Consider the following 14,637-nt stretch of genomic DNA (forward strand, 5'->3'; position numbering starts at 1 on the left):
TTTTTTTATGCAAATGTTGTAAAATAAAAGAGATTAAGAGGAAATAAGAGGAGGAACATGATGACTGAGTCAGTTTATGTACATATTGATACCACAAGTAATGCTGTTTTAACAAAAGGACTGACTGCTACTGATTTTGCAAACAGTATCGTGCATTTTCCTCAAAACTTGCTCTTGCTTGATCCATCTGCTTCTGCTGGAGAATACGAATCTCATACAGGACTGAAAGTAATCCGTGGTACAGAAAATATCCAGCGTTTCTTTTCCTCTTCTCGAAACAGGCGTGGATTCGATGAATTGAAATGGATCGACTTTACTGATTTAACGATGCTGAAAGAATTGACACCTTTAGAAATTTCAGAATTGTTATATTTTGGCCATATGAAAACACACCTCCACTCACCATTTTTTTATAAGCTACAAAATAATTTCGTGTACTTCGATCTGAACGATCAATTGAACCGAATTTATTATCGCTATTTAGATGAATTTTACAGGATTTTTGCTAGTAAATTAAGTTCTATCCTGTCAGATAAGATCAATGTAAAAAAATCCTTTTTTAAAAAGGAAACTCCTGTTGAAAAAATCAGTGTGGAATTATTGAAAGAAATGCGTAATTTAATGCAGGAAGGGATCATTTTTTCTTTTGATCAAGTTGGTTTGATCGATGACGAATACCGTATTCCTATTTATGTGATTGAGGACTATATTTGGAAATTGAAAGGTACTCGGTATCGGGAAGAAGAAGTCGTCGCTACTTTAATCTACTCTGGCAACGATCGACGCTGGCAATTGGTAGAAGATGCCGGTCTTTCTTATCTGCCATTGAAGTGAATCTATTTCTTACCGAAAAACAAAAAGGAAACAAGGAACTTAGGACATGATTCTGTCTCAAGTTTTTTGTTTCCTTTTTTATTTAAAGATTCTGTCGTTTATCTGGCACAAAAAGCGATGGAATCGTTTGTTGGATCCCTAATAAAACGATCATCGTCACAATCGCTGTGCTCAACCCGCTAGCACCATTCATTACGAAAGAAAAGAGCCAAGGATTCATCCCCCATAGTGCATAGGCTCCCCAGAAAACAACTCCCGCAATAAAATGCCAAAAATATCTGGAAAGTGCGCCAATCAATGCACCAAACACTATGTTTTTTCTGATTTGTTTCGTATTTCCATCTGCATAGCTTTTTTGGACATTTGAAGCCATGAGCCCTGCTGCACCTGCAAAAGTATAAGCAATCGGATACTCAATCAACACTTGAACGACACTTAAATAATAAACTTGTCCCAACGGAAAGTGTAAGATCCCCCAAATGAAACCTGCTAGCATCCCTGCCTTTGCCCCTCTTCTTAACGCAAAAAGCGTCAACGGAATCTGCCCTAATGAAATAGAAAAACTGCTGCCGATCTGGATTGGTATCAATGACAGCACCATCGCTAACGCTGCAACAATCGTTCCTTCTACCCAAACTCTATTTTTTCCCATAAAAAAACTTCCTCCTTTGAATAAAAAAGTCACAAAGGAGGAAGCAGCTTTCGAAAATTTTCAAACAGCTGTTTTTTCACAATTCCTACGCTCGCATAACCGAAACAGGTACGAAGGGTTTAGAAATAGATTCAATCTCAGCCCAATTGGACTCCCCTTTGTGAGTTTATTTATTATTTATTTTTTGTTTCAAATAATGGACTAACTGGTTTGTTTTCATGGATACGTTTGATTGCATCTCCCATTAGTCCGCCAACACTTACTTCATCGATTTTATCGATTTTACGATCTTCTGGAAGATAGATCGAGTCTGTGACAACTAGTCGCTCGATAGCTGAATCTTCTATTCTTTGTAAAGCAGGACCAGATAATACTGGATGGGTACATGAAGCATACACACTTGTTGCACCAGCTTCTTTCAAAGCATTGGCAGCCAATGTGATCGTACCTGCTGTATCGATCATATCGTCGATCAGTACACAAGTTTTGCCTTTGACTTGACCAATGATGTTCATTACTTCTGCAACATTTGCTTTTGGACGGCGTTTGTCGATGATCGCAATCGGAGATTTCAAGAATTCCGCTAATTTACGTGCTCGTGTAACGCCACCGTGGTCTGGTGAAACAACGACAACATCATCGCCTTTGATTCCTTTTTCCAAGAAATAATTAGCAATAAGTGGCGCACCCATCAAATGATCGACGGGAATATCAAAGAAACCTTGGATTTGGACTGCATGAAGGTCCAAAGTCAGCATTCGTGTTGCACCGGCTTTTTGGATCATGTTTGCTACTAATTTCGCTGTGATTGGTTCCCGTGCACGTGCTTTACGATCTTGACGCGCATAACCATAATAAGGCATGACTACGTTGATTGTTTTTGCACTTGCTCGTTTCAGTGCATCAATCATGATCAGCAACTCCATCAAGTTATCATTGACTGGGCTGCTCGTTGATTGGATCACATAGACATGCGATCCACGAATACTTTCTTCAATGTTTACTTGAATTTCTCCATCACTAAATTGAGTAACAGATGATTTTCCTAACTCGACACCGACTGCTGCTGCAATTTTCTCTGCTAATGGGCGATTGGAATTTAACGCAAAAATTTTTAATCTTGGGTCAAAGTAATGTTTTGACATGGGGACCTCCACTTTCTTTTTCACAACTCTAGAATTCTACCTAATAAATAGTAGTCATATTTTTTAAATAAATCAAGTGATTTTGCAAAAGTCTTAGTTTAGATAAGGGAGTTTTTTTGCATATCCTTCTTTATTGACTTGTCTTGCTCTCGCAATTGCCAGCGCATATTCTGGAATATCGTCTGTAATTGTTGACCCGGCAGCAATCGAACTGTTTTTAGCTACCTCGACAGGTCCGATGATATTCGTGCTAGAACCAATAAAGCTGTGGTCGCCGACAGTCGTATGATGCTTGTTCTTTCCATCATAGTTGACAAAGACAACACCACATCCGACATTGATCTCTTCTCCCAACGTAGCATCACCAACATACGTCAAGTGACCGACTTTCGTTCCTTTGCCGATTTGAGCATTTTTCACTTCCACAAAGTTTCCGATATGGACGTTTTCGCCAATTTCAGCTTTTGGTCGTAAATGTGCATAAGGTCCCACATCTGCATGTTTCTTGACATGGCTGCTTTCAATGACTGAGTTTTCAATGACGACGTGATCCTCAATCCTACTGTCTACGATTTTTGAATGTGCCCCGATGACACAATCAGAACCGATGACTGTATTGCCTTGGATTTGTACACCTGCTTCAATCAATGTGTCTGGACCAATCTCTACGCCTGCATCGATGTATGTCGTTGCTGAATCGACAAAGCTTACGCCATTGACCATATGCATCTGGTTGATCCGCTTTCTCATGATCTCATTTGCTTTAGCTAACGCGATCCGATCATTGACTCCCATTGATTCTTCGAAATCATCTGTTTGATAAGCAGCAACTGTATTGCCTTCTTCTTTTAAGATTTCGATGATATCTGTCAGATAGTATTCACCTTGAGCATTGTTTGTTCCGACTTTGCTTAACGCATCGAACAAAGCTTCGTTGTCAAAACAGTATGTTCCTGTATTGATTTCTTGTACAAGTGCTTCTTCTGGTGTTGCGTCTTTTTGTTCCACGATTTTTTCTACGATCCCAATATGGTCACGAATGATCCGACCATATCCTGTTGGGTTTTCTGCTTGTGCCGTCAAGATCGTCGCACTTGCATTTTTTCCTTGGTGATATTCAAAAAGATTGTTCAGCGTTTCAGTAGTCAATAATGGTGTATCGCCACTGATAACTAACGTCGTTCCTTTTTTTCCTTCCAAGAAAGAAGCGGCTTGCAAAACAGCATGTCCTGTTCCCAATTGCTCCGCCTGTAACGCATATTTACTGCGTTCTCCTAGTTGTGCTTTGACTTGTTCTGCTCCGTGTCCAACGATGGTAATCACTTCATCTGGTTTCGTTTCACTGACCCGATTGATGATATGTTCTACCATAGGTTTACCAGAGACGGGATGTAAAACTTTATATAATTTTGACTTCATGCGGGTACCTTTCCCTGCCGCCAAAATAATTGCATAACGTGCGTCCAACTGCGTCACTCCTAAATATAGTTTGCTGATTTCAGTTTATCCCAGTATACCCATTTTTTCAACAAAACAAGTGATTTTCTTTCATCACGGTGTTCTTTGGATAAAAAAATAGATAGACCATAAAGGGCCTATCTATTGGGTAACCGGCGCTCTCCTACCAACCCCTCAGTCACAAGTCACACTACTCATAAAACATGAAAAGCTGTTTTTTGAAATCGTTTCTTGTGACTTAGAGTTAAACGGTAGGCTTACAACCTCTAGATAAACGGTGTTCAAAAGCCAGTTTCTCGGTATTAAGCCAAATTTATGAAAAAATGTGGAAAGCCATTTTCACAAAATTTTTCTTACTACTCGAAACTAAGCGGCTTTTTCACAACCTCTTATTCTGAAAAATAATTTCCCGGCACAACCGTGATATTTTTCGTTTGAGTATCTACATCTTTGACATAAAGCAGTGACGTATAATCATCGATAGCGCGATGTCCGTTGAATTTCGATTCGGCAAATACAGTGATGCCAACAAGTTCTGATTCGAATTCTTCGATCAAGCTCTTCATTCCGTTGACTGTTCCGCCGCCTTTCATGAAATCATCCACTACAAGGACACGTGAACCACGTTTCAAGCTTCTCTTAGACAATTCCATTTTTTCAATTCTTTCAGAAGAACCGGACACATAGTTGACACTGACTGTTGATCCTTCTGTTATTTTTGAGTCTCGGCGTACAATAACGAATGGTGCATTCAGATAATAGGACACAGCTTGGGCAATAGGTACGCCTTTTGTGGCCACAGTCATTACAGCATCGATTTTTTCACCAAGGTATTTAGAAGCAATGATTCTCCCAACTTGACGCAGCAGTTCAGGTTCTCCTAACAAATCAGAGAGATAAACATATCCTCCTGGAAGCAGACGATCTTGTTCTGATAGACGTTCTGCTAGAGATTCAATATATTTTTTCGCCTCTTCATATGAAATTTCAGGGATGAACAATACACCACCTGCAGCACCTGGGATTGTTTCCAAGGTACCATACCCTCGTTCTTTAAATGTTTTCTTGATGATTCCCAAATCTTCACTGATGGAAGATTTAGCAGATTCATAACGTTCGGCAAAGCTTGTTAAGGAAATCAATTCATGCGGGTGATTCAATAAATACTGTGTCATGTCAACCAGACGTTCACTGCGACGTACTTTCACCTATTCCAACTCCTTTTAAGAAATTTTATCGTTTTACATTATATAAGTTTTTCTTCAAAAATTCGAGCATTTTATGAAAAAATAAGAAAATAGTTCGGTATTTATTAAAATAAAAAGAAGCCTATAAAAAATTTTTCGTTTTTATCAGGCTTCTTTTCTTTATCATTCAGTTATTTTTTCTTCTAAAGGCAACCAATATTCGTTTGATGATATTTACAATCAGGAACAAAGCAATAAAGACTAATGTGATTGTTGCTCCTGGAGGGGTATCTAGATAAAACGAGCTAGTCAATCCTGACAGCATCCCTAGAAATCCGACACAAACACTGATAGCAATCACAACATTGAAACTTTTACCTAACCGCATACCGATTGCTGCAGGAAGAACCATGATTGCGGATATCAAAAGTGCACCGGCAATCGGGATCATCACAGCAATAGCTACACCAGTAATCACATTGAACATCATTGACATCAAATGAACGGGTAATCCATCCACATGGGCGGTATCCTCATCAAAAGTCAGAACATACATCGGACGTTTGAATAAAAAGAACAATATACCGATCGCAACGAATAAGATTCCTAAAAAGATGACTTGCTCCCAAGTAATGGTCACGATCGAACCAAACAGATAAGATTGGATGCTTGTTGCAGAATTCCCGCCACTCAGATTCATTAATACTAAAGCTAGCGCTAAACCGCCAGCCATTAAAATGGCAATGGAGATTTCCGAATAGGTTCGGTAGATCGTTCGCAGATATTCCAATATCACAGCTGCTAGCACAACGACTAGCATGGTCGTAAGTGTAGGATTAAGGTTCAAAAAGAATCCTAACGCTACCCCTGCTAAAGAGACATGAGAAAGTGTATCAGCCATCAGCGATTGTCTTCTGATCACTAAAAACACACCTAGCATCGGGGCGATCCCCGCTATGAAGATAGCCGCAAGAAAAGCTCTTCTCATGAATTCATATGAAAGCAACGCCATTGAGAATCCTCCTTTCTCACCAGTCGGATCTGTCTGTCCGCATACTGTTTGATATCTTCATGATCATGAGTGATCATTAGAACTGATTTCCCATGGACATGGGCACTATGTCGAAGAAGGCGATAAAACTCATTTCGAGACTCTTCATCCATTCCTGTTGTTGGCTCATCAAGGACAAATAAGTCAGGATCAGTAGCAAAAATACGTGCTAAGCTGATCCGCTGCTTTTGTCCGCCAGACAATTCACCTATCCGCCGGTTTCGCATATCCCACATCCCAACAGCTTCTAGAGCCCGCTGTACATGTTGATGATCTTTTTCAGAGAGACGCTTGAACCAGCGGCCTCTTGGGTATCTTCCTGATCGGACTAATTCGATCACCGTACTTGGAAAACCTGCATTGAAAGATGCAACTTGTTGGGGAATATAGCCGATACTTAATTTTTTTCCCTCTTGATTTTTCTCAGCAATCTTTATCGTTCCTTTTGAAGGTTTCAGTAATCCTAACGATGCTTTCACCAAGGTTGACTTGGCTGCTCCATTTTCTCCAGTCAAAATGACAAATTCACCCGCGTCTACATGATAGGAGACATCTTCTAGTACTGGTTCATCATCATAATAAAAGGTCAAATCAGATATTTCGATGTAACGCACCTTATAACCTCCATTCTAGACTTAATTGATACTTTCTTTTAAAGCTTCCAGATTTTTTTCCATGACAGAAATATAATTTTCGCCTGCTTTGATTTGTTCATTGGTCAAGCTTTCTAAAGGATTCAACACCTCTAACTTCACACCCGTTTCATTCGATAATGTCTCTGCCACCTTCGAAGAGGCATTTTCTTCAAAGTAAATCACTTTGATGTTGTTTTTCTTCACAAATTCTTTTAGTTCAGCTAAGCGGCTTGGTGTTGGTTCCTGATCTGGCGAAACACCTGAAATCGCCACTTGTTCTAAGTTGTATTGATTCGCTAAATAGGCAAAAGCAGCATGCTGAGTGACGAATGTGCGGTTTGTTGCATTTTTGAGTTCTTCGGAGTATTTTTGATCCAGTGCTTCAAGCTTTTTGATATAAGCATCAGCATTCTTCGTAAATATTTCCTTTTTATCTGGATATTTTTCGCCTAATTCTCCAGCAATCGTTCTGACTTCTTTTATAGCTAATACCGGATCGAGCCAAACATGGGGATCATATTCATGCGCATGATCATGTCCTTCTTCTGATTCTTCGTGTTCGTCTGCTTCTTGAGATTCTAAGCGGTCAATTCCTTTAGCTGCTTCGATCATCAAGGTCTGTTTGCTGTCCACTGAATCCTTCAACGAATCCACGAAAAATTCCATGTCTGAACTATTATACACGAAAACATCTGCATCGGAAATTTCTGCTCTTTCTTTTGCGCTTGGTTCAAAATCATGAGGCTCCGTTCCGGCAGGGATCAAAAGTTTCACGTTTCCTTCGTCCCCTACGATCTCTTTTGTAAAATCATATATCGGATAAAATGTCGTAACGATCGTCAAGTCTTCTTTTTTATCTGCTTCCTTATTCGTATTTCCACATGCTGCAAACAATAAAGCACCTATCATTACCGTAGCTGTCAAAAGATATTTTTTCATCTATATGCTCCTTTCAAATAAACAAATCGTAATTTTACGATTTATCAACGTGAATTAATGTATCAAAATAAAAAAACGCCGTCAATAGAAATCCATCAATTTCTGATTTAAACATGGATATTCTGATTAAATCGTAAAATGGATGAGTTAACACTCATGTTTAAGCTGTTCATTACAATAAAAAAACTGAAGAATCCCATTTTAGGACTCCTCAGTCTTTTCTTACCTGTTTTACTTCTTCTATTTTTATTGCAAGGTTCGTACTAAATAAACTTCTTCACAAAAACCCTTTAACCCATTATATACTCTCTGCGCTCTTGAATAATGTTGGCACAAGGCAAAAACGGTTGGTCCGCTTCCACTCATCAATGCAGCATCTGCTCCGTACTTGACCATACGCTCTTTGATTTGATGGATGACTGGATGCCGGTTTCCCGTTACATCTTCTAAACTGTTTCCCATTTTTTTGATCATCTGCTGATAATCTTGCTCTCGGATGGCTTCAACAAGTCCGTGGATATCTTGATGTTGGATAGCTTGCGTATCTACTTCCCTAAACACTGTACGTGTGGAAACGCTCATTCTTGGTTTGACCAACACAACCCAGCACTGCGGCATAGAAGGTAATACTTGGATTTCTTCCCCTTTACCTCCGACAAAAGCCGTACTTCCATATACACAGTAAGGAACGTCTGTACCAACTTCCAAACCAATCTCTGCTAGCTCTTCTAATGAACAGCCTAGATTCCATAATTGGTTGAGCCCTCTTAAAGCAGCTGCACAGTCTGTACTTCCTCCGCCTAATCCAGCGGCTACTGGAATATTCTTCTTAACAAAGATCTTGACACCGGTTTTGATATTGTATTTGTTTTTTAATAATAAAGCAGCTTGATAAACATTGTTACGCTCATCTACCGGTAAAAATGCTTTATTTGTTTCTACAATGATTTTGTCTTCTGCTATTTCTTCAAAAAATAGATGATCTGCCAAGTCTACGCTCGACATCACCATTTCCAACTCATGATACCCATCTTGCCGTCTATATAATACATCCAGTCCTAAATTTATCTTGGCTGGCGCTTTTTCAATCAATTCCATCCTCTCACCCATTCGAAAAGTCTAAGTCGCAAGTATTCTATCATAGGGAAAAATAAAAGTATAGCTTATGTCCGCCTAGCTGTTGATTTTGTCATCGTTTCAACAGCTTTCATAGAATTTTCTCTTCATAATCCACATAAACTCTAGTGATTCTTATAATTCTGTGAGCACTTCTTCTGCCAAACTCGGCACATTTCCTTTTTCTTTCCCTATCAGACTGAGCAGCTGCATGGTAGCAAATCCGAAATTACTTCCTTTACGATATGCAAAGTAGCGACCTTCCCAATGATCGACATATTTTAATTTCTTTTCATAAGCAGACTGGAAGGAATAGAAAAAATTACCATAATTATATACGATATGCATGACTTTTTCTTGAAAGAAAGAAAAATCTGTTTCTCCAACATTTGCTAAAGGAGCTAATCCTAGATTTGCTTCCAGATAGCCCATTTTCTCGTATACAATGAACAAATTAGCTAATAGATAATCCGCTAATTCTTCAGGCTCTTCAGGCAAGATTCGCAGCAAATCATACCCCGCTTGTTCTTTCGTCATCGGTTGAGCGGTGATGAAGCCTACGACTTTTTGATCTTTACGGACAATACCGACGCCACTAGACAATACATAGGATTCATCGAATCGTCCCACAGAAAAGTATTTTTCTCGTGCCCCGTGAAGCCATTTTTGTGAAACTTCATTTACAGCTTGATGTAATTCTTCTGGTAGTTGGTCGTACCAAGTGAAATGGTATCCTTCTTTCATCAAACGTTGATATTCAAGTTGCTGACTCAGCCGAGACAAGTCTTCTGTCGCTAGATCAACAATTCCTGCTTCACCTACTTTCGTGAAATGAAAGCCCAATTCGTGAAGCATCACTACGTAGCTTTCTGATATCTTATAAAAAGCAAGCTGATAACCTAAACAATCTGCTCGTTTCATGAACTGATTCGTTGCTGCCCGCATCATTTTGGGATTACCAATTGGATCTCCTAAAACAAAGCATTTGTTCCCTTTGATTTGATAGCCAAAAACGACTTGGTCTTGGTCGTCTTTTTGGTAATAAAAATAACTGTATCCTGGCAAGCGAAGCTGATGGCTTGTAGCTGTGCCTCCATATGTTTCCAATAAACGGTCAAAACGTTCTTTTTCGTACTCAATGCCAAGCGTCGTAGGATCTTCTGCTAAGTATTGATAAAGCGCCACTAAAGCTAGCAATGAGATGCCCAAACCAATGAGCCCTGAGAACCACACATCATCTGAAGGAAACAAAATAAAATGGTTACCTGTTATCCGTCCAACTAAAAAGCGTCCACTATGATAACCTGCAATTGCGTAAACAATAAACAAGAAACCGAACAAGCTAGCATCAAAGAGTATAGCTCCCCAAGAATAAACGAATTTTGTTCGATAAAATTCTTTTCTAGATAACCACACAGCCAATAGAATCAAGACATATACCAATAACAATTGCCAAGATAATGTACGTGTGATCGTATTTAAAATACCAAAAGCTAGTAAAGCGATCGTAGGCAGAAATGCCTTTTTGACTTTTACTGAAAGTGCTCGAGCAAGACCGAGCAATAAAAAGCCCACTAATAGGTTCAATGTCTGGTCTAAAAAGTTGAACGAGAACGGCAATAATACCTGAAACAGCCGACTGATTGCAGACAGATTAGTGATCGTTGACAGGAGTACCATCATGATCCCTGCAAAATATACAGCACTTACGAGCACGATATGCGCAACCTTTTGGAAAAATAATCGCGGTATATTATCTAAAAATCGATTGATTTTGACTCCTGTATGTGTGATGAACAATAGAAGTCCCGTCAAAAAAGGCAGGACATAATAAAACAACCGATAATATAACAACCAAACTACTGCTACGTCTTGCCGAACAGACAATTGACTCATTCCTAAGATCATCAAAACATCAAAAGTCCCCATTCCACCTGGGACCATTGTCAACATTCCTATCAGCGTCGCAATCATGAACATAGGATAGATCGAAAACATGGAAATATCTATTCTCATCAACTTGCCGATAGTCAGAAATACTGCAAGTGCCCCCGTCCATTGTCCAAAGGATGCCAGTAGCAGACCAAGTAAGCCTTTTGGATAAAACTCAGAGAACAAGGTCTTTCTCTTTAGGTAAGCAAAAAAGAAAATGACTGGCGCTAAAAAACTACCGCCGAAAAGCCAGATCCAATAGCTCCGAAAAATACTTTCTGACTGAATAAAAAAGACATCAATAAATGTAAGAAATGACCATACAGACAAACCAGTCAGCATAAATAGTGCGACTTTTGAAACAGTCACTAAAACCATTTTCCTATTTGTCTGCTTTCCATAAAAACTAGCCCGAAGACTTGCTCCTACCACACCACCAAAACCGGCGAGATTGTTGATCGTGTTTGTTACCCACGCAGCAAGAAGAAACTCTTTTCTTTCCATTTTTGGTTTTCCTTGTTTTTCTAAGACTCTGATCGTCACCCAATCATACAACAACATCGGAGTGACACCCAGCAGTCCAGCCAGAATCATGAGCAGGATCGTCATATGGCTTTGTTGTCCCATCCTTTGCCAAATATCTTGCCAACTCATGCCATTAGCAATATTTGCGACTTGATTTGCCACAAAGACTAACACGGAGCCGAAAAAAATCAATTTTAAAATCAGACTATGTTCCTTTATCCATTGCAGCATCAAGTATCGTTTATTTTTCACATTTTCCCATTCCTAACTTGTATACTTTTGTGTTATACCCCAATGTTATCTTATTTATTTTAATTTTTCCACTTTAGACCTGTTCTTTGCTTGCGATCATAGAAAAAGAAAGATATCCTAATGCTAAAGGAGAGGATAACATGAAAGTAGGATTTATCGGTACAGGGAATATGGCACAAGCTATTATTGATGGTTTATTGAAAACAGGAACAGTCTCGAAAGAAGAAGTGTTCGTTTCCAGTGGTCATTCTGAAAATGCACAAACATTCGCTGCTGAAACTGGCGTCCATGCGTGCAAAAGCAACCAGGAAGTTGCATCAAAATCAGATATCGTTCTTTTAGCCGTGAAACCAAAAATCATTGAAAAAGTATTGAAAGAACTAAAAGAATACAGCCAGAAGGTCTTATTCATTTCTATTGCTTCAGGAAAATCATTAACAGATTTAGAAACAGCGCTTGAAGATCCTCAGGCCTCCATCGTACGTGTGATGCCGAATGTCAATGTCAGCGTAGGAGCAGGCGTTTCTGCGATTTGCAAAAATGAAGCTGCTACGGATGAACAGCTTCAACAAGCCACGATAATTTTTGAAGCAATCGGTAGCGTCTATCCTTTAGCAGAAGCAGATTTCAGTACATTCATCGGACTTGCTGGCAGCTCGCCCGCATTCATTTATATGCTGATCGATGCGATGGGACGGACTGGTGTATTAAATGGTTTGTCCAAACAAACAGCAACTGAAATTGCTGCAAAAGCAATCATGGGTTCTTGTCAAAAATTCCTTTCAAGTGATAAAAATCCATGGGAACTTGTAGACCAAGTTTCTTCTCCTGGTGGTACGACCGTTGCCGGTGTAGTTGCCCTAGAAGAAGCAGGATTCATCCCAGCAATCATCAAAGGAATCAATACGACGATCGAGAAAGATCTTGAGATGTTGAATAAATAATAATGATAGCAATGTTTTTTCGTGCCTTACAAAAAAAGAAGAGCTGCGGCTTTTGCCGCGACTCTTCTTTTTTGTTTACTCTTATTTAGCATAATCAGTTGCGCGAGTTTCCCGAATAACGATTACTTTGATATGTCCAGGATAATCCAGCTCTTCTTCGATTCGTTTACGGATATCGCGTACTAAACGAACAGCGTCCAGATCCGAGATTTCTTCTGGTTTGACCATTACCCGAACTTCGCGTCCAGCTTGAACGGCGTAACTTGATTCTACACCGGCGAAGCTGTTCGAAATATTTTCCAGACTTCTTAAACGACGGATGTAGTTTTCCAATGATTCACTTCGCGCACCAGGTCTTGCTGCAGAAAGCGCGTCTGCTGCAGCTACAAGGACAGAGATAACAGAAGTCGCTTCCACATCGCCATGGTGAGAAGCGATTGCGTTGATGACTACTGGGTTTTCTTTGTACTTGGCAGCTAATTCCGCACCGATCTCAACGTGAGATCCTTCAATCTCATGGTCAAGTGCTTTTCCAATATCATGGAGCAATCCGGCACGTTTTGCTAATTGGATATCTTCGCCAAGTTCTGCTGCTAAGATACCAGCTAATTTTGCAACTTCGACCGAATGCTTCAAGACGTTTTGTCCGTAACTAGTTCTGAATCTCAGACGTCCGATGATCTTGATTAGATCTGGATGAAGTGTATGGGCACCGACTTCAAATGCTGCTTCTTCCCCGTATTCACGAATACGTTCATCCATTTCTTTACGAGATTTCTCGACCATTTCTTCGATTCGTGCTGGATGGATTCGTCCATCTTGTATCAGTTTTTCCAAGGTCATTCGTGCGATTTCTCTTCGGATTGGATCAAATCCGGAAAGAACAACTGCTTCAGGTGTGTCATCGATGATCAAATCGATACCAGTCAGCGTCTCAAGCGTTCGAATATTACGACCTTCTCGTCCAATGATACGACCTTTCATTTCATCATTCGGAAGGGTAACGACTGAAACAGTCGTTTCTGAAACTTGATCTGCTGCGCAGCGTTGAATCGCTAATGATAATAAGTTTTTCGCTTTGCGATCTGCTTCTTCTTTGGCACGCTGTTCAGATTCTTTTACCATTAGAGTTAACTCATGATTCAGCTCTTCTTCAGTCGATTTCATGATGACATCTCGTGCGTCCTCTTTTGATAAACCAGCAATTTTTTCTAGTTCTTTTTGTTGATCTTCAATCATTTTTTCAACGTCTTTTTCTCGCTCTTCAATTAATTGCTGTTTTGAACTAAGTGCTTCTTCTTTACTTTCAAGTGAGTTCTCGCGTTTTTCTAACGAGTCATCTTTACGATTCAGCGTTTGTTCGCGTTGAATCAAACGATTCTCTTGAGATTTTAATTCTAACTTACTTTCTCTCAGCTCACTTTCAACTTCAGAACGGTATTTCTGATTTTCTTCCTTAGCTTCTAACAATGCTTCTTTTTTTAGAGTTTCTGCTTCTTTCTTTGCACTATCGATGATCCCAGCAGCTGATGATTGTGCACCAGCTATTTCTTTCTCGTGACGTGACTTTGCGACCATAAACCCTAAACCAAGACCGACAATTAAACCGATGATAGCGAGGAGAATGTTGAATACCATAAAATCCACCTCCATACTATCTTTTTCATTTTTATCATCTATACAGCTTCTATGATAAATTATTCTAAACTTGTCAATATGCATCTTCGCATATATGTGTACAAAAAACATGCACAACTTTATTCTAATGTTTGTACCCCGTAGTGTCAACTTTAAATAAACAAAGAAACGGCTTTCCGTTCATTCATTAAACGGTGGTTTTTAGAATAAATGACACTAGTTTCATATAAGTAAACCTTTAAGTTGAGAAACTTTTTCACTAAATTACTTTTTGTAGTCGAATAGATATTTTTTATTTTATGTAGCTACTCGTATGATTAAATAGCTCA

12 protein-coding genes and 1 riboswitch are annotated in these 14,637 nt (G+C 39.4%); of the genes, 2 read left to right on the top strand and 10 right to left on the bottom strand.

Annotated elements, in window-relative coordinates; translation table 11 throughout:
• Positions 1-60 precede the first annotated feature (60 nt).
• Positions 61-834: a hypothetical protein gene (locus KFO35_RS01295; protein ID WP_025477350.1), complete on the top strand. Its 774-nt coding sequence runs from the start codon at positions 61-63 to the stop codon at positions 832-834.
• Positions 835-916: 82 nt separating this feature from the next.
• On the opposite strand, the gene thiT is transcribed toward KFO35_RS01295, so the two are convergent.
• The 9 genes from thiT to mprF all read right to left on the bottom strand — a co-directional run bounded on the left by thiT (position 917) and on the right by mprF (position 11,726).
• Positions 917-1,486 carry an energy-coupled thiamine transporter ThiT gene (thiT, locus tag KFO35_RS01300; RefSeq protein WP_002315887.1) on the bottom strand — a complete coding sequence of 190 codons (570 nt, stop codon included), beginning with the start codon at positions 1,484-1,486 and terminating at the stop codon, positions 917-919.
• A 65-nt stretch (positions 1,487-1,551) separates the two neighbouring features.
• Positions 1,552-1,654, bottom strand: a riboswitch (TPP riboswitch).
• Positions 1,655-1,659: 5 nt separating this feature from the next.
• The gene (locus KFO35_RS01305; protein ID WP_002287347.1) at positions 1,660-2,631 is read right to left on the bottom strand and encodes a ribose-phosphate diphosphokinase; all 972 of its coding nucleotides are present in this window, start codon (positions 2,629-2,631) and stop codon (positions 1,660-1,662) included.
• Positions 2,632-2,724: 93 nt separating this feature from the next.
• Entirely contained in the window at positions 2,725-4,098 is a 1,374-nt protein-coding gene (gene glmU / locus KFO35_RS01310) for a bifunctional UDP-N-acetylglucosamine diphosphorylase/glucosamine-1-phosphate N-acetyltransferase GlmU (RefSeq protein WP_002315886.1), read from the bottom strand.
• A gap of 380 nt (positions 4,099-4,478) precedes the next feature.
• Entirely contained in the window at positions 4,479-5,297 is an 819-nt protein-coding gene (gene purR / locus KFO35_RS01315; RefSeq protein ID WP_002287345.1) for a pur operon repressor, read from the bottom strand.
• Between the two features lie 166 nt (positions 5,298-5,463).
• A complete protein-coding gene (locus tag KFO35_RS01320) occupies positions 5,464-6,288 on the bottom strand; it encodes a metal ABC transporter permease (protein WP_002287344.1) in 825 nt (274 codons plus the stop codon).
• Entirely contained in the window at positions 6,261-6,941 is a 681-nt protein-coding gene (locus KFO35_RS01325) for a metal ABC transporter ATP-binding protein (RefSeq protein WP_002315885.1), read from the bottom strand. The genes KFO35_RS01320 and KFO35_RS01325 overlap by 28 nt, the downstream gene beginning before the upstream one ends.
• Before the next feature lie 21 nt (positions 6,942-6,962).
• A complete protein-coding gene (locus tag KFO35_RS01330; protein ID WP_002293072.1) occupies positions 6,963-7,901 on the bottom strand; it encodes a metal ABC transporter substrate-binding protein in 939 nt (312 codons plus the stop codon).
• Between the two features lie 246 nt (positions 7,902-8,147).
• The gene (gene ispE / locus KFO35_RS01335) at positions 8,148-8,999 is read right to left on the bottom strand and encodes a 4-(cytidine 5'-diphospho)-2-C-methyl-D-erythritol kinase (protein ID WP_002315884.1); all 852 of its coding nucleotides are present in this window, start codon (positions 8,997-8,999) and stop codon (positions 8,148-8,150) included.
• Between the two features lie 153 nt (positions 9,000-9,152).
• Positions 9,153-11,726 carry a bifunctional lysylphosphatidylglycerol flippase/synthetase MprF gene (gene mprF, locus KFO35_RS01340; protein WP_002315883.1) on the bottom strand — a complete coding sequence of 858 codons (2,574 nt, stop codon included), beginning with the start codon at positions 11,724-11,726 and terminating at the stop codon, positions 9,153-9,155.
• A 140-nt stretch (positions 11,727-11,866) separates the two neighbouring features.
• On the opposite strand from mprF, the gene proC reads away from it, so the two are divergent.
• The gene (gene proC, locus KFO35_RS01345; RefSeq protein ID WP_002315882.1) at positions 11,867-12,670 is read left to right on the top strand and encodes a pyrroline-5-carboxylate reductase; all 804 of its coding nucleotides are present in this window, start codon (positions 11,867-11,869) and stop codon (positions 12,668-12,670) included.
• An 81-nt stretch (positions 12,671-12,751) separates the two neighbouring features.
• Here proC and rny read toward each other — a convergent pair whose 3' ends face one another.
• A complete protein-coding gene (rny, locus tag KFO35_RS01350) occupies positions 12,752-14,308 on the bottom strand; it encodes a ribonuclease Y (protein ID WP_002287336.1) in 1,557 nt (518 codons plus the stop codon).
• Positions 14,309-14,637 lie beyond the last annotated feature (329 nt).

The organism is Enterococcus lactis (assembly GCF_015751045.1).
GTDB classification, from domain to species: Bacteria; Bacillota; Bacilli; order Lactobacillales; family Enterococcaceae; genus Enterococcus_B; species Enterococcus_B lactis.